Below are 15,867 nucleotides of genomic sequence, written 5' to 3'. Positions count from 1 at the left end.
CTATTTCTTATTTGAATCGATTTATTATATACATAATAAAAGATAATACAATACTTAACACAATACATGTAATGATAGGAAAATAAAAGGTAACGTTTCCTTTTTTCACAAAAATATCGCCTGGAAGTCTTCCAATGAACTTCCAAGCTAATCCGACAACAATGAGTAAGATACCTGCTGTAATAAGCAATTTTGGCATCTCCGTCATACTTTTGGCATCTCCATTCCGAAATGCTCATATGCAAGCGGCGTTACAATTCGGCCCCTTGGTGTTCGTTGTAAAAAGCCAATTTGTAATAAATATGGCTCATATACATCTTCAATCGTATGAGATTCTTCTCCGATCGTTGCCGAAACCGTTTCTAACCCGACTGGGCCACCGCGGAATTTCTCAATAATACCAAGCAATAATTTATGATCGATATGATCTAGACCTAATTTATCTACTTGCAGTAGTTCTAACGCCATTTGTGTAATTTCCATTGTAACTGTTCCGTTACCACGAACTTGTGCAAAATCTCGTACACGTCGTAATAAACGATTCGCAATACGAGGTGTACCACGAGCACGTCTTGCAATTTCTAGTGCAGCTAACGAATCAATTTCAACTTCAAACACTTCTGCTGTACGTTCTACAATCTCAGACAACTGATCTACTGTATAGTACTCTAATCTTGAAAGTACACCGAAACGGTCACGAAGAGGCGCTGATAATGCCCCCGCACGCGTCGTCGCTCCAACTAATGTAAATGGCGGTAAATCTAAACGTACAGACCGAGCTGACGGCCCTTTCCCAATTACAATATCAAGGCAAAAATCTTCCATCGCAGGATATAGCACTTCTTCAATCGATCTATGCAAGCGATGAATTTCATCAATAAATAATACATCCCCTGGCTGAAGCGCTGTTAATACAGCTGCTAAATCTCCTGGTCTTTCAATTGCTGGGCCTGAAGTTGTTCTAACATTAACGCCCATTTCATTTGCTATAATATTTGCAAGCGTCGTTTTACCAAGTCCTGGTGGTCCATATAGAAGCACATGATCTAACGTTTCTTCACGCATTTTCGCTGCTTCAATAAACACCTCTAAATTATGTTTCGCTTTATCTTGGCCAATATACTGACGGAGCGTCTGTGGCCGTAATGAATATTCTAAATCCGAATCTTCATATGCAGATTCCCCTGAAAGGAGACGTTCGTCCATTATACTCACCTCTTACCATTTAGTAAAAGACTAAGTGCCTTTTTAATATACTGATCCGTCGTTAATGATTCTTTTAATAACTCTGGTACAACGCGAGAAACTTCTCGTTCTGCGTATCCAAGTGCGCGCAGGGCTTCCAGCGCCTCATCAAGCTCAACTGATGAACCTTTCTTCTCATCAAAACGTTCTGTATCTGAGAATAAATCAACAAATGCATCTGGCACGACATCAGCTAGTTTTCCTTTTAAATCTAAAATCATTTGGCGCGCTGTTTTCTTTCCGACGCCCGGGAATTTCACTAAAAACTTCTCGTCTTCATGTTCAATTGCTTGAACGACCTGTCCTGTTTGACCAGAAGCTAAAATTGCAAGAGCGCCTTTTGGTCCAATGCCAGATACACCTAACAACTTTGTAAATAATAAACGCTCTTCACGTGTTTTAAACCCGTAAAGTGCCATAATATCTTCTCTCACATAATGATATGTAAAGACACGGATTTCTTGCTTACTTCTTTGAAATACATACGGATTCGGTGTAAAAATTTGATACCCAATTCCATTATGGTCAATTACGACATATTCCGGTCCTACATAGTCCACGTAACCTGTAACATATTCAAACAAAATACGATCTCTCCCTCTTAAATCATGTATTCCATTTTAACATATTTAATGATAGAAAAGCGAGACTACCCCAACAAATGTTCTCTATTAGAAACTTCTGTTATTTTCCATTGACAGAAAGCGCGAAGCACCTTAATATACAGAGGTCGATAATGATTATCAATATTAATTAAAGGGGTTACATCAGGATGAAACAGAAGTTATTTATTTTATTTACTATTATGCTAGTGGTTCTTTCTATCGTTGGCTGCTCTTCTCAAAAAGAAGAAGCAAAAGCGAAAGAACAACCGAAAACAAAAGTTGTAAAACATGCTAAAGGGGAAGCTACAATTCCAGTAAATCCAAAGAGAATTGTTGATTTATCTGGATCAACAGAAGAATTATTACTTCTTGGACACAAACCTGTTGGTACAGCAAATACATATAAAGATAAAATACAAAATCATTTAACAGAGAAATTAGATGGCGTAAAAGCAGTAGGTTGGTACTGGGCACCTAAAGTTGATTTAGAAGCTGTTACTGCTTTAAAACCAGATTTAATTATTTTAAATAATCGTCAATTGAAGATTTATGACCAATTAGAAAAGGTTGCACCGACAGTTGTTTTAGAAACAAACTTAGAAGACTGGCGCGGTAAGTTTAAAGAAGTAGGTAAACTATTTGACGAAGAAAAGAAAGCAGACAAATGGATTGCAGACTACGATAAAAAAGCAGACTCTTTATCTAAAAAAATTAAAGAAAAAACAAAAGATGAGAACTTTATGTTCGTCGCAGTTACACCACAAAACTTCCGTGTATACGGTAGCTTCGGATACGGTGACATCATCTTTAACGACTTAAAACTTCCAGCAACAAAAGGTACAGATTTAAAACAAACGATGGCACAAGTATCGCTAGAAGGTCTTGTTGCATTCCAACCTGATCAAATGTTCATTGTAAACTTTGGCGGCGAAGCTGATAAAGTTTACGAAGACTACAAAAACAGTGCCGTTTGGAAAGACAACAAAGCAGTTAAAAATAATCACGTATACGAAGTATCGAATGAAGTCTTCAATACGAAAGCATTCAATCCAATCGGAAAAGACATGCTAATTGATGAAATCGCAAAACAAATTTTGGCGAAAAATAAATAAGAAAAAAAGCAGCTCACCATGAGCTGCTTTTTTTCTTGTTTTGCACTGCGTATTGCTTCATTTTTTCAATCGTCTTCACAAAACCTTCTTTTGATTTAATCCGAATACCACGCTTCAATTTCGCACGCTCATAACTCTCCAGCTTTTTCATATCAATTTGAAAGAAGGAATGAATCGCATTATCACTTTTCGGTACACCTTTGAAAATTTGTAATATCCCTTCCTCTGACACACCAAAATAACCGCTCGTCTTTAATAACGGAGAAATATCATCAACTTTCTTTTGTAATACGATCTGTACATCATCACGATCAACGAGCTGCCATTCTTTATACTGCTGTAAAAACTTTTCTAAATCCGCCACTTTTTCTGTAAAGATTTCCTCACTTACTTCTCCATCAACATACATTCGCTCTAATAAAATTGTAACTTCAGGCTCTTTTTCTGTTACTTCTGGTACTGGCCCTTCCGCCCTCGCACTCGTTTCATAAGCTAAGCAAAACATCATAACGAAAGCTTGCATCGCAATCAGTATCCATCTCATTTCCGTTCACCTCTTTTAGGCAAGATCAAACTTTCATTAGTAGTTTTTCCGGAAATGGAGGTTTTATCCCTAATTCATAGATTACTCTCATTAAGACTTATAGAGTGCAATGATTTCTACCTATTTCGAAACGTATTGATTACGTGAAAACTTTTTATACCTTTATTTGATTGTACCGTTGCTATATAAACCCCAATTAATACGATTATCATCCCAACTATTTGTTGCCACGTAACAGCTGCTCCATACAATATAACTGATATACCAGTAGCCACAATAGGAGTTAGATTTAAATACATACTAGCTTTGCTTGCACCTAGTTCTTCTACCCCTTTATTAAACACGATATATCCAACTAACGTCCCGCATACGACCATATACAACATTTCTATCCATCCCTGTAAAGAAAACGTTGCAACCTTTCCCCACCCATCTTCATATAGAGAAAGGCCTGCTAAAAACACAGTACCCAATACCGTCATACTCATTGTTGTTAACAAAGGGGAGACACCACTCATAACTTTTTTTCCTGTTAAGCTATATAAAACCCCACAGGTTAAAGCAGCTATAAATAAAAGATCTCCCTTATTAAATGACAAAGACATAAGTATACGCATTGAACCACCCGTAATAACCACTATTACACCGACAAGGGAAAAAATTAAACTTATTCCGACTTTTATACTCCAAGACTCTTTAAAAAACAATATTGCTCCCAATGTTACAAAAACGGGCATTGTAGCAATAATAAGCGATCCATTCAGAGTGGAAGTATAGTTAAGTCCCATGAAGAAAAAAACATTGTAGCCAAAAATACCTGTTAACGATACAAATAACAGCCCTTTCCAATTCTTTAATAACAAACTCGTATTCCACTCAGACTTCATAAACACGATGCCTATTAAAATACAACCTGCTAAACCAAAACGAATTGTTGCCGCAGTAATCGGTGGAATTTCAGTAATAACATGCTCTGCTGTTGCAAAAGATCCACCCCAAAATAACGGAACAAGCAACATAATGATATACATACGATTTATTCTGTTCATTTTTATTCCCCCTTTCACGTAAACAGGTTTAAAAGTTTAAACTTGTTTACGTGTTAGTTAAAAAAAATTAATAATTTGATTCTATTGCTTGAAGTAAATCCTTCACCTGTTTTAAAAATTCCCCGGCTATTATAGAATAAAAAATTTCTTTTCCATTTCGATCCGCTACAATTAGTTCTGCCTGTCTTAAAATTTTCAAATGATGCGAAACAGCCGGTCTAGAAATCCCCATTTTATCTGTTATTTGCGTTACATTCATCTGTTTATTTTCTAATAACAGCATAATAATTTGCTGACGATTCTCATCTCCCAACGCCTGAAATATAGGGGTTACGACCTGAAATTTCTCTAATACAACTTCTGTATTTCTACATTCAAAGTTCTCCATATCCTATTCATCCCAACCTTTTATATCTAAAAAACATGTAATATATAACCATTAAATAGTAACTCTTTCATATACACTTGTAAATAACTTTATTTTCCGACTTTTATTCCAATAAAAAAGGGAAGCTTGGATTTCTCCATTCTTCCCATTACATTCATATAAAATGAAAGACGCCTGCAAAGCAGGCGTCTTGATGCGTTTACGGCGAGAGACCAGGCGACCACATTCGCGTGTTTAGCACTTAAGCATATCTCTCGTCTTACGTAAATTAGCTCATCGCTTTGCTAATATAACATTAATAGCGTATAAGTGCAACATGTTTATAAAAATATTTTATTTCCTCTTTCATCCAAATGAATTAAATGTAAATTATAAATTGATAAATGTAATATATATGTTACAATTGATGTAACAGCGAAATTATAATAAACAGGAGATAGATATTATGAAAAAAATTAAGGATGAACGTCTTATTCTGCAAACATTAAAAAACGTACGCATCGCTTTTCTTTTTCAATCACTCGGTATAATTGGCATTTTAGGCTATATCGGATTAACTGAAGGAATGGATCAAATTACAAAATCTCCATTATGGCTATTATTTATACTTACGAGTATTGTGCTTTCTTATTTACAGTTAAGCGTTTCTATCGATGTAGAAGAAAGCGAAAAGGAAATAAAATTAACTCCTTATTACAAAATTGTTTTACGTTCTCTTATTGTAGGAATCGTTATGGCTATTATTTATATTATTTTCAGTCCAGAAAGACCTCTCTTTGAAGCTATTTTAACAGGTGGTATTCTCTTCATATGCTTTTTAGGTTCTTATTCCGTTAGTTATTTTATAAAAAAACGTCGTTTACAAGACGACGATGAATAAAGAGGAAGGGCTAGCCCTTCCTCTTTTGTTTTGTTATCGCATAGTACCTGTTAAACCGTAACGAATGTCTCGGAACATATTTGTTATGTCACGATTGAAATCGTTTGTAACTGTACCGTTACGCAGTCGTGTACTCATTGCATCGACACGAGTAAACATGTCATTTCTTACAGAAACATATACGTTTCTGTTTCCAACTTCATTTGCAACAGCTTGACGAACTTCATTTGCAAGCGCTGTTTCATTCGATACTGGATTACGTGGTTTCACTGCAATCGCTACATCGTTTCCATATACAACTGTAGACACACGGTCTACGTTATTCATACGTTTCACACGATTTGTTATTCTTTCTGCTGTTTTACCATCATTGTTAATGTATGAATTGTTCATTGTAATATTACGTGTTGGATGTGGATTAGCAATTTGACCGTTGTAATTTACATCGCGGTAATAATTGTTATATCCTGTATCGTTACGACCATTTCTATATGTTACATAATCTGTATAACGATCATTACGCGTTACATTATCACGATACTGGTGTGTATCATTATAAGATGTACGCTCGTAATTGTAGTTACGTCCATCCATTGCATTGTTATCTTTTGGTGTACCACATGCAGCTAATGCACTGGTAACTAACAAAGAAGCAGCAATCACTTTTACTTTCGTATTCAATACAAAAACCCCCTCTGTTAGAATGAGCTTCTCTTCCGAAAAGCTCCCTCTTATGATGAGTAACAGAGAAGGTTTTTACACTGTTAATATTTCACTGGGAATTTTCTAACATCTGGTGTAAATCTTCCTGTTTCAGAACGGCTCTACATACAAAAAAGGTGGGAATAATCCCACCTTTTTTAAACTTCTTCTTCATCCTCTTCTTCTAAAACTGGCTCCCCAAATACATTTGGTGGATCTGGTTGATAATACATCGTTCCTGGCTGTGGTGCATATGCCGATTGAGTTGGTTGATAATATAAAGGGTTCGCGTATTGTGGTCCTCCAGGTTGCGGACTATATAGCCTACTCTCACCTCCGCACCCACAATCTTCCTCTCCTTGCACGAGCGGTGGCATATTATTATCCATTGGCATCATATTTGGATTTGGCATAGACGTATATTGCGGTCCAAACGGTGCTCCTTGCTGATACGGCATCTGATATGGATTTGGTGGTTGATAATACGGATTCGGCGGCATCATAGGCTGTTGGTATGGTATTTGATATGGCATCATATTCGGTGGTTGATTATTATCCATGATTGGCATCATGTTCGGCATTTGATTGTTATCCATGATTGGCATCATGTTCGGCATTTGATTGTTATCCATGATTGGCATCATGTTCGGCATTTGATTGTTATCCATTATCGGCATCATATTTGGCATTTGATTGTTATCCATTATCGGCATCATATTTGGCATTTGGCTGTTATCCATTATCGGCATCATATTTGGCATTTTGTTGTTATCCATTATCGGCATCATGTTTGGTATTGGGTTATTATCCATAATTGGCATGATGTTTGGTGGTTGATTGTTATCCATAATTGGCATGATATTTGGTGGTTGATTGTTATCCATGATTGGCATCATATTCGGTGGTTGATTGTTATCCATGATTGGCATCATATTCGGTGGTTGGATATTGTCCATGATTGGCATGATGTTTGGTATTTGAATATTTGGCGGTATAACTTGTGGAATCACTACATTTTCTTTCGATACATTTGGTGACACAATATTTCCTACATTTTCTTTATTTACTTGTGGTGACACGATATTTCCTACATTCTCTTTCTTTATTTGCGGTGACACGATATTTCCTATATTTTCTTTCTTCACTTGTGGTGACACGATATTTCCTACGTTTTCTTTCTTTACTTGCGGTGACACGATATTTCCTACATTTTCTTTCTTCACTTGCGGTGACATGATATTTCCTATATTTTCTTTCTTTACTTGCGGTGACACGATATTTCCTACGTTTTCTTTCTTTACTTGCGGTGACACGATATTATCTTTTTTTGTTTGCGGAGAAATGATGTTATTAGGTTTCATTTTAGTAATTTGAGGAGCAATTAACTCGCTTCCTTTTTTAATTACATCTGAAATTTTATATTCTTTTTTCGCTTTTATTGGTGGTTGCGGTGGCTGTGGTAATACATTTACCGAGAACTTTGTGTTTTCTTTTTCTGCTGGTTTTTGTTTTTCTATAACCGGTGGTTTTTGAATAACAGACGGTTTTTCAACTGGTTTTTCTATTTGAATTGGCTTTTCTTTTTGCACTTCTTTTTGTGGCTTTACCTGTACCTCTTTTTGCGGTTTCACTTGCATTTCCTTCTGTGGTTTTACCTGTACTTCTTTTTGTGGTTTTACTTGCACTTCTTTTTGTGTTTGTTGCATAGCAGGTTGCTGTGTAATTGGCGCTGATTGATACGTAACGTCTTCCTCATCTTCTATTCCAAGCGGAGTTGGCGTTGATGCAAACTCTTTTTGTTGCACTTCTTTTACGTATTGTTTTGGAGGTGCTGAACCTGCTCCAGCATGTTGTTTTACGTGAACGCTGTTTGATGGTACTTTAATTTTCATACCTGGCATGATTAAATCTGGATTACTAAGTTGTGTATTTGTATTTTTCAACGTATCAAAATCCACTCCGTACTTTTTCGCAATTTTCCAAAGGGTATCCCCTTTTTGCACGATATGAATTTTCAAATTTTCCCCCTCCTGTATAACTTATCTATAAGTAACAAATCTCATGAAGTAACATCTTCTAAATAACGTTAACTTCTTTTCACTTTTAACACTTCTTCTATTTTCAATATAGTTCGAAGTGGAATAAGTATAAAAAAATCGCAATGATTTCTTCACAACAATGTATGCCCATTTCATTCTCGTTATGATTATATGTACGAAAAAAAGCAACGGAAATCCCGCTGCTTTACACACGCTCTAACATACGATTTAATGCAAGAACCGCTTCTTCGGTCACTTGTTTATCTACGCTAATAACGTTAATTTCTTCTCCTTTTTCTACTGTTTCAAGCACCCATAATAAGTGCGGCAGATCAATTCGGTTCATCGTTAAACACGGACACATAAATGGATTAAGTGAAACAATTTCTTTATCTGGATGTTGCTGAATAATTCGGTTCACTAAATTCATCTCTGTACCAATTGCCCATTTACTTCCAAGGGGCGCTGCTTCAATCATATCAATAATATATTTCGTTGATCCTGCGTAATCCGAAGCCTCAACAACCTCATAACAACATTCTGGATGTACGATAATATTCATATCCGGATGATTTTTCCGTACATTCTCAATATTTTTCACTGTAAAGTTTTGATGAACCGAACAATGCCCTTTCCATAAAATCACTTGAATTTCTTCTATATCTCCATCGTACTCTAATGAATCTGTATGCGGGTCCCATACTGCCATTTTATCTAACGGGATACCTAAATCGTACGCTGTATTTCTTCCTAAATGTTGATCCGGTAAAAAGACAAGACGCTCTTTTTGTGTAAACGCCCAAGATACCATTTGTTTTGCATTAGAAGAAGTTACTGTTGCTCCGCCATTACGACCACAAAACGCTTTAATTGCAGCTGTAGAGTTAACATAAGTTAACGGAATCATCGTATCTCCAAATAATTTTGTGAGCTCTTTCCACGCTCTTTCTGTTTGTTCGATATCTGCCATATCTGCCATCGAACAGCCTGCACGCATATCTGGCAAAATAACGATTTGATCGTCTGTCGTTAACATATCTGCTGTTTCTGCCATAAAGTGCACACCACAAAATACAATATATTTTGCTTCTTTATTGCTCGCTGCAACTTGTGCAAGCTGAAGTGAATCTCCTGCTGCATCAGAAAATTGTACCACTTCATCTTTTTGGTAATGATGTCCTGGAATAAATAATGTTTTCCCCATTTTTTCTTTAATTTCACGAACACGCTTTTCCATATCTTCTGTTGTCATCGTGTAATAACGCTCTGGTAACATCGTTTCAATCGGTTGTACGTTTTCTAAAATACTCATATTCCTTTCTCCCCCTCTAAGCCACTTTCCTTACGCCTCAATATTGAAACTAATATCAAGTGCTTTCACTGAATGTGTTAACGCTCCAAGTGAAATATAATCAACACCTGTTTTTCCATATTCCGATAAATCTTCAATTATAATGCCTCCTGATGCTTCCGTAACGATGGCACTTGGTACAATCTTTGAAAACTCCCGAATCTCATCTGGCGTACGATTATCAAACATAATGATATCAGCACCAGCAGCTACAGCTTCTCTCACTTGTTCCTCTGTTTCTGTTTCCACTTCTACTTTCACCATATGTCCTAATTTTTCTTTCACCGATGTAACAGCTTTCGTAATAGAACCAGCAAAAGCAATATGATTGTCTTTAATCATGACACCGTCATATAAACCGAAACGGTGATTAAATCCGCCTCCGCACACGACTGCATACTTATCAAACATACGTAGCCCCGGCATTGTTTTTCGTGTATCACAAATACGTGTATGGCCGCTATCTAACGCAAGCACAGCTTTATGTGTCATCGTAGCTATCCCGCTCATACGCTGGATAACGTTTAATATAACGCGCTCTGCCGTTAATAACGACGCAATTGGTCCTTGCGCAGTTGCTATTATTTCGCCCTTTTCTACAAGATCTCCATCTTTTTTATGAAGCTCCACTTCAATTCTTTCATCAATTAATTTAAATCCTTCTTCAATTACTAAACGCCCCGCAAAGACCCCTGTATCCTTCGCAAGAAACGTTCCTTTTGAAAGTAAATTGTCTGGAAAAATAAGCTGAGATGTTACATCTCGTTCTCCTATATCTTCTAGAAAAAATCGATTTAATGCTTCTTTCACTTTTATCGTGTTCATAAAGCCCCTCTTCCCTTCATCACACAAGTTGTAGTTTTCTTTTCACTCGAACGATCTCTTTTTTTACTCTATTTCTATCCGGATAATCACTTCGATAATGACCACCAATGCTTTCTTCTCTTTGCAAAGCTGATACAACTATAAGCTCACAGACTGTTAACATATTAATGAGCGTTATCTCTTCATTTGTAAGAGCATCATGTTGTAAGATCATATTTCGAACACCGTACTTACTAAGCCATCTCTTTGCGGAAGATAAACTTTGCTCTGTTCGCACAATCCCAACGTATTTCATCATGCATTCTTGTATTTCTTCCTTCGCCGGCAAATGATTCAAAACGATAAACTTCTTTTCCTTCTCAGCTAGGATGTTCAATCTGTCTTTTGCCGCTTTCGTTAAAATATGTTGTCCTATTCTTTTTCCAAACACAAGACCTTCTAATAATGAATTACTTGCTAACCTATTTGCACCGTGAACGCCATTACAAGCTACTTCACCAACCGCATATAAATTTGGAATGGACGTCTCTCCATCACAGTTCGTTTTCACGCCACCCATATGAAAATGAGCACCAGGTACGACCGGAATGTGTTTTTCATTTATATCGACACCATTCTTTTTACACAATGATGATACAGTCGGAAAACGTTCTTCGAAATTTTGGATAGACTCGATATTTACATACACTTTTTCACCCGCCAAAAGCTGCTCATGAATCGCTCTTGCTACTACATCGCGTGGCGCGAGATCGTGATTCGGGTGTATATCCATCATAAAACGCTGCCCTTTTCCATTTATAAGGACAGCTCCTTCACCACGGACAGCTTCAGAGACGAGGCCGCAGCATCTCCCGTTTGCATATAACATTGTTGGATGAAATTGTACAAACTCTAAATCCACGAGCTCCCCGCCTGCGCGGTATACCATCGCAAGTCCATCACCCGTAATTGTCTTATCGTTAGAAGTAAAGGCGTATAAACCGCCAATCCCACCTGTTGCTAACACCGTATAATCTGCAACGTAACGCTTCAACTTCCCTTCACTAGTTCTCGTTAAAACTCCAACACATTTATCATTTTCTATAATAAAATCGAGCACCATTTCCTGTTCCACTACCGTAACGTGCGGAGATACTTCTTGAATGAAATGCTCTAATAAATTCTTTCCTGTTGCATCGCCACCTGCATGTAAAATACGACGCTTTCGATGTGCGCCTTCTTTTCCAAGATGAGGACCCGTTTCATCTCCATCAAATTTCATTCCATTTCCAATGAGATTATTCATTTCTTTCGGCCCTTCTTCGACTAAATAACGGACCACATCTTCATTGTTATAATGACATCCTGCTACTAACGTATCTTCAAAATGATCATTTGGATTGTCATATGTAGCAAATGCTGCTGCAATTCCACCTTGCGCTAAATATGTATTATTATTACGATTCGTTTCCTTTGTGATAATAATCACATTCTTTTCGTGACAAATCTCTTTCGCAACACGAAGTGCCGCAACGCCACTTCCAATAATTAAGACATCTGCACTTGGCATAATCGTTGCCTCCTACTTTACACTTTTCAACTGTCTTGACACCTATATTTACATAGTTTTAAAATAATGACAAGAGTTTTTTTATAATTCTTATTTTCACTACCATTTAAAAAATACAAGAAATGTAACTCTTACTAGGGAGAGGAACTTACATGATGATATATCTTGACTATGCAGCTACTACACCTATGAGTGAAGAGGCGTTACAAACATATATGAAAGCAGCATCGCAATACTTCGGAAATGAACAAAGTTTACATGATATTGGAGGAACAGCTTCTTCTTTACTACAAGTTTGCAGAAAAACATTTGCTGACATGATTGGTGGAAAGGAACAAGGGGTATTCTTCACGAGCGGCGGCTCGGAATCCAACTACCTTGCGATTCAATCCCTTTTAAAGGCTAGAAGCGAGAAACATATTATTACGACACCTATGGAGCATGCATCCATTCGAAGTTATTTTCAATCCTTACAATCAGAAGGGTATACAATTACTGAAATTCCTGTTGATGAAGGCGGGCTCATTCATTTAGATGATTTAGAAACAGCTATTACAGAAAATACCGTTCTAGCAAGCATACAGCACGGAAACTCTGAAATTGGAACCGTTCAAAACATCGCAGAAATCGGGGCACTTTTAAAGAAATATAACGTTTTATTTCATTCAGATTGTGTGCAAACATTTGGTAAACTTCCTATCAATGTTTTTGAGATGGGAATTGATAGTCTTTCTGTTTCAGCACATAAAATATACGGACCAAAGGGTGTCGGTGCTTGCTATATAAATCCACAAGTTCGCTGGGCACAAATATTTCCGGGAACTTCTCACGAAAAAGGGTTTCGCCCAGGTACAGTAAACGTTCCTGGCATCGCATCTTTTTTAACAGCTGCTGAGAATATATTAAAAAATCAACAGGAAGAAAGCTTACGTTTTAAAGAGTTACGATCCTACTTTTTAGAGCGATTACAAACACTTCCTCTAGAAATTCAAGTAGAAGGTCATTCTACTTCTTGTTTACCACATATTATTGGGGTTACAATAAAAGGAATAGAAGGTCAATATACAATGCTAGAATGTAATCGTCATGGTATTGCCATTTCCACCGGAAGTGCTTGCCAAGTCGGTAAACAAGAACCTTCGAAAACAATGCTTACAATTGGAAAAACGTATGAAGAGGCGAAACAATATGTCCGCTTCTCTTTCGGACAACAAACAACGAAAGATCAAATTGATACTACTATTCATGCACTACACACAATTGGAAATCAATTTTATAGAGGTGTTAAATCATAATGAAACAAAATGAACAAAAAAAGATTTTAGGCGAAGAAAGACGACAGCTTATCCTTCAGTGGCTTCTTGCTGCAAATGAACCGTTATCTGGGAATGAATTATCGAAAAAGACAAACGTAAGTCGACAAGTGATCGTGCAAGATATTTCCTTACTTAAAGCACGAAACGAACCGATTATTGCAACCGCTCAAGGATATTTATATTTAAAACCACAAGAGAAACAACAAGCTTTCGAACGCGTAATCGTATGCCAACATAAACCAGCGGAAGTACGTCAGGAACTTACAATGCTTGTTGACCACGGCATTACGATTAAAGATGTAAAAGTTGAGCATCCTGTATACGGTGACTTAACAGCATCCATCATGGTAAGTAATCGCTTTGATGTAGAGCAATATTTACAAAAAATCGAAAACACAAATGCTTCCTATCTTTCGCAACTAACAGATGGTATTCACTTACATACAATTGAGGCAGATTCAAAAGAAAAGTTAGACGCTGCTTGTGAGGCACTAGATAAAGCAGGATTTCTTGTTTATTAATTCATGTAAAGCACAGAGTTTTTATCCTTCTCTGTGCTTTTTTAATGCTATAATATTGTAATCAATCGTAAAGGAGATCAAATATGGGAATTGAACTCGTTCACTTTAGCATTGGCAAACCGAAACAAATGAAATATAGCGAAGATAAAGAAATGATAACAGGTATATGTAAAGAACTTGCAGAAGAAGCTTTCCTCTCAAAAGATGGATTTCGTGGGGATGATGTAGCGGATTTAAAACATCACGGGGGACCTGATCGCGCTGTTTGTGTATACCCACATGAGCATTACGCACTATGGGAAGAGGAATTTCAAACAACACTTCCAGCTTCCACATTTGGCGAAAACATTACCGTAACAAATATGTTAGAACGTGATGTTTGCATCGGAGATACATATCAACTAGGTGAAGCAATCATTCAAGTGACGCAAGCCCGCGTACCTTGTAGCACAATTTCAAAACGTCTTGGCATCCCTGGCATACTGCCGCGCATTGTAGCAACTGGATTTACTGGCTACTTATGCCGTGTTCTTCAAGAAGGTACTGTACGTAAAGATTCAAAAATCACATTACTAGAACGTCAACCGAGCAACGTTTCTGTTTTGTTCTCTAACGAAATTTATTTTCATAATAGAAAAGATAAAGATGGCATTGAAAAGATTCTTGCTGTTCCAGAACTAGCCGATATTTGGCGTGGTCAGTTAGAGGATCGTCTTGCGAAATTAAAATAAAGAATCCCACCATTTATAGGTGGGATTTTATTTATCTATCGCACATTATACTAGCGACTGAAATGATATCGACTTAACTACAAATACTCCCCTTTACAACCAATAAGAAGAATAACTCCCCAGCACAGTAACAGAAAAGCCGAGTGCTTCAAGTTCCATCGTTACGCCTGGCAATAATACATCATCGTATGCTTTATCGACATCGATTAAGAAAAAATAATTACCAAGACCTGTTTTCATCGGGCGAGATTCGATTTTTGATAGATTTAATTTTCTCCATGCGAAAGCTGATAACACTTGGTATAGTGCCCCTGCATAATCAGCAGGTAACGTTATCATAAGCGTCGTTTTCTCTCCGCGGTTTTCTCCGTTATTTGGAAGTATTGCTTTCTTTTTCTTATGAAGCACAAGGAAGCGTGTATGATTATTTTTATGCGTATGAATACTACGTCTTACGATCGTTAATCCGTATTTTTCTGCAGCTGCTTCATTCGCAATAGCAGCGATTTTTTCTTCAGGGTGTTCTTTCACATATTGTGCAGCAGCACTTGTTGATGTCATATCTCGGACAGTTACCCCTTTTAGTTCTTCATTTAAAAACTTATGACATTGCGCAATAGCGTGCGGATGAGAATGCACTGCATATACCTCTTCCCACAATTCTGCATACTGCGGATGTACAAGTAAATGTTGCTGAATGGGTACTGTAATTTCTCCTACAATAGAAAGTGGTTGCTCATGTACAAGATAATCAACCGTTATATTCACTGAACCTTCTATGGCGTTTTCTAGTGGTACCACTGCATAATCTACATTTCCATTTGCAGCTGCATCCATACAATCTGGAATCGTTCGATACGGTACATGCTCTGCTTCTGGAAAAAAACGACTCACCGCCATATTTGTAAATGTTGCTTCTGGTCCTAAATATCCTACTCGAATCATCGTCTTTTCCCCTCTTTTTCGTTTTCTTACTGTTATACCATACTTTTTTATATTCTTCTATGCAA

General features: G+C 37.1%; 15 protein-coding genes and 2 pseudogenes. 5 read left to right on the top strand and 12 right to left on the bottom strand.

The window, feature by feature from the left end:
• Positions 1-7 precede the first annotated feature (7 nt).
• Genes AABL52_RS05370 through ruvA form a run of 3 tightly spaced genes read right to left on the bottom strand, consistent with a single transcriptional unit; the run spans position 8 to position 1,829 of the window.
• Positions 8-208 (bottom strand): DUF2905 domain-containing protein, encoded by a 201-nt coding sequence (locus tag AABL52_RS05370; RefSeq protein ID WP_000138162.1) that lies wholly within the window; start codon positions 206-208, stop codon positions 8-10.
• A complete protein-coding gene (gene ruvB / locus AABL52_RS05365) occupies positions 205-1,206 on the bottom strand; it encodes a Holliday junction branch migration DNA helicase RuvB (protein ID WP_000344467.1) in 1,002 nt (333 codons plus the stop codon). Before ruvB ends, AABL52_RS05370 begins: the two co-directional genes overlap by 4 nt.
• A 5-nt stretch (positions 1,207-1,211) precedes the next feature.
• Entirely contained in the window at positions 1,212-1,829 is a 618-nt protein-coding gene (gene ruvA, locus AABL52_RS05360; RefSeq protein ID WP_000464502.1) for a Holliday junction DNA helicase RuvA, read from the bottom strand.
• A 188-nt stretch (positions 1,830-2,017) separates the two neighbouring features.
• Between ruvA and AABL52_RS05355 the strand changes: the two genes are divergently transcribed.
• Positions 2,018-2,962 (top strand): iron-hydroxamate ABC transporter substrate-binding protein, encoded by a 945-nt coding sequence (locus AABL52_RS05355; protein WP_000810667.1) that lies wholly within the window; start codon positions 2,018-2,020, stop codon positions 2,960-2,962.
• A 13-nt stretch (positions 2,963-2,975) separates the two neighbouring features.
• Here AABL52_RS05355 and AABL52_RS05350 read toward each other — a convergent pair whose 3' ends face one another.
• The 3 genes and pseudogenes from AABL52_RS05350 to AABL52_RS05340 all read right to left on the bottom strand — a co-directional run bounded on the left by AABL52_RS05350 (position 2,976) and on the right by AABL52_RS05340 (position 4,943).
• The gene (locus AABL52_RS05350) at positions 2,976-3,506 is read right to left on the bottom strand and encodes a BofC C-terminal domain-containing protein (protein ID WP_097844018.1); all 531 of its coding nucleotides are present in this window, start codon (positions 3,504-3,506) and stop codon (positions 2,976-2,978) included.
• A 120-nt stretch (positions 3,507-3,626) separates the two neighbouring features.
• Positions 3,627-4,555: pseudogene (locus tag AABL52_RS05345) on the bottom strand (DMT family transporter).
• Positions 4,556-4,622: 67 nt separating this feature from the next.
• The gene (locus AABL52_RS05340) at positions 4,623-4,943 is read right to left on the bottom strand and encodes an ArsR/SmtB family transcription factor (protein ID WP_000426921.1); all 321 of its coding nucleotides are present in this window, start codon (positions 4,941-4,943) and stop codon (positions 4,623-4,625) included.
• A 445-nt stretch (positions 4,944-5,388) separates the two neighbouring features.
• On the opposite strand from AABL52_RS05340, the gene AABL52_RS05335 reads away from it, so the two are divergent.
• A complete protein-coding gene (locus AABL52_RS05335) occupies positions 5,389-5,823 on the top strand; it encodes a hypothetical protein (protein ID WP_000721247.1) in 435 nt (144 codons plus the stop codon).
• 33 nt (positions 5,824-5,856) lie between these two features.
• On the opposite strand, the gene AABL52_RS05330 is transcribed toward AABL52_RS05335, so the two are convergent.
• The 5 genes and pseudogenes from AABL52_RS05330 to nadB form a co-directional block, all read right to left on the bottom strand.
• Positions 5,857-6,504 carry a YhcN/YlaJ family sporulation lipoprotein gene (locus tag AABL52_RS05330; protein ID WP_001093531.1) on the bottom strand — a complete coding sequence of 216 codons (648 nt, stop codon included), beginning with the start codon at positions 6,502-6,504 and terminating at the stop codon, positions 5,857-5,859.
• A 1,882-nt stretch (positions 6,505-8,386) separates the two neighbouring features.
• Positions 8,387-8,543 (bottom strand): annotated as a pseudogene (gene safA / locus AABL52_RS27115) (SafA/ExsA family spore coat assembly protein); the annotation flags it as partial.
• 226 nt (positions 8,544-8,769) lie between these two features.
• Positions 8,770-9,876 carry a quinolinate synthase NadA gene (gene nadA, locus AABL52_RS05320; RefSeq protein WP_000025331.1) on the bottom strand — a complete coding sequence of 369 codons (1,107 nt, stop codon included), beginning with the start codon at positions 9,874-9,876 and terminating at the stop codon, positions 8,770-8,772.
• A gap of 30 nt (positions 9,877-9,906) precedes the next feature.
• The gene (gene nadC, locus AABL52_RS05315) at positions 9,907-10,740 is read right to left on the bottom strand and encodes a carboxylating nicotinate-nucleotide diphosphorylase (protein ID WP_098238413.1); all 834 of its coding nucleotides are present in this window, start codon (positions 10,738-10,740) and stop codon (positions 9,907-9,909) included.
• Positions 10,741-10,759: 19 nt separating this feature from the next.
• Complete coding sequence (gene nadB, locus AABL52_RS05310; protein WP_341519017.1) at positions 10,760-12,289, bottom strand: L-aspartate oxidase; 1,530 nt, start codon at positions 12,287-12,289, stop codon at positions 10,760-10,762.
• A 152-nt stretch (positions 12,290-12,441) separates the two neighbouring features.
• On the opposite strand from nadB, the gene AABL52_RS05305 reads away from it, so the two are divergent.
• The 3 genes from AABL52_RS05305 to AABL52_RS05295 all read left to right on the top strand — a co-directional run bounded on the left by AABL52_RS05305 (position 12,442) and on the right by AABL52_RS05295 (position 14,857).
• On the top strand, positions 12,442-13,584 hold the full coding sequence (locus tag AABL52_RS05305) for an IscS subfamily cysteine desulfurase (RefSeq protein WP_000973764.1): 1,143 nt from the start codon (positions 12,442-12,444) through the stop codon (positions 13,582-13,584).
• On the top strand, positions 13,584-14,126 hold the full coding sequence (locus AABL52_RS05300; protein ID WP_000812271.1) for a transcription repressor NadR: 543 nt from the start codon (positions 13,584-13,586) through the stop codon (positions 14,124-14,126). Before AABL52_RS05305 ends, AABL52_RS05300 begins: the two co-directional genes overlap by 1 nt.
• Positions 14,127-14,209: 83 nt before the next feature.
• Positions 14,210-14,857, top strand: coding sequence for an MOSC domain-containing protein (locus AABL52_RS05295; protein WP_000510685.1), 648 nt, complete (start codon positions 14,210-14,212; stop codon positions 14,855-14,857).
• Positions 14,858-14,950: 93 nt separating this feature from the next.
• On the opposite strand, the gene pheA is transcribed toward AABL52_RS05295, so the two are convergent.
• A complete protein-coding gene (gene pheA, locus AABL52_RS05290; protein ID WP_341519016.1) occupies positions 14,951-15,802 on the bottom strand; it encodes a prephenate dehydratase in 852 nt (283 codons plus the stop codon).
• Between the last annotated feature and the right edge of the window lie 65 nt (positions 15,803-15,867).

The organism is Bacillus paramobilis, assembly GCF_038096195.1.
GTDB lineage: Bacteria > Bacillota > Bacilli > Bacillales > Bacillaceae_G > Bacillus_A > Bacillus_A mobilis.
The sequence above is the reverse complement of the archived record's forward strand: the minus strand, read 5'-3'. Positions and strand labels throughout refer to the sequence as shown.

Bases quoted from the DNA above. Each gene is read 5' to 3' on its own strand.
- AABL52_RS05370 (WP_000138162.1), bottom strand. From the start codon at position 208: ATGACGGAGATGCCAAAATTGCTTATTACAGCAGGTATCTTACTCATT.
- ruvB (WP_000344467.1), bottom strand. From the start codon at position 1,206: ATGGACGAACGTCTCCTTTCAGGGGAATCTGCATATGAAGATTCGGAT.
- AABL52_RS05355 (WP_000810667.1), top strand. From the start codon at position 2,018: ATGAAACAGAAGTTATTTATTTTATTTACTATTATGCTAGTGGTTCTT.
- AABL52_RS05350 (WP_097844018.1), bottom strand. From the start codon at position 3,506: ATGAGATGGATACTGATTGCGATGCAAGCTTTCGTTATGATGTTTTGC.
- AABL52_RS05340 (WP_000426921.1), bottom strand. From the start codon at position 4,943: ATGGAGAACTTTGAATGTAGAAATACAGAAGTTGTATTAGAGAAATTT.
- AABL52_RS05335 (WP_000721247.1), top strand. From the start codon at position 5,389: ATGAAAAAAATTAAGGATGAACGTCTTATTCTGCAAACATTAAAAAAC.
- nadA (WP_000025331.1), bottom strand. From the start codon at position 9,876: ATGAGTATTTTAGAAAACGTACAACCGATTGAAACGATGTTACCAGAG.
- nadC (WP_098238413.1), bottom strand. From the start codon at position 10,740: ATGAACACGATAAAAGTGAAAGAAGCATTAAATCGATTTTTTCTAGAA.
- nadB (WP_341519017.1), bottom strand. From the start codon at position 12,289: ATGCCAAGTGCAGATGTCTTAATTATTGGAAGTGGCGTTGCGGCACTT.
- AABL52_RS05305 (WP_000973764.1), top strand. From the start codon at position 12,442: ATGATGATATATCTTGACTATGCAGCTACTACACCTATGAGTGAAGAG.
- AABL52_RS05300 (WP_000812271.1), top strand. From the start codon at position 13,584: ATGAAACAAAATGAACAAAAAAAGATTTTAGGCGAAGAAAGACGACAG.
- AABL52_RS05295 (WP_000510685.1), top strand. From the start codon at position 14,210: ATGGGAATTGAACTCGTTCACTTTAGCATTGGCAAACCGAAACAAATG.
- pheA (WP_341519016.1), bottom strand. From the start codon at position 15,802: ATGATTCGAGTAGGATATTTAGGACCAGAAGCAACATTTACAAATATG.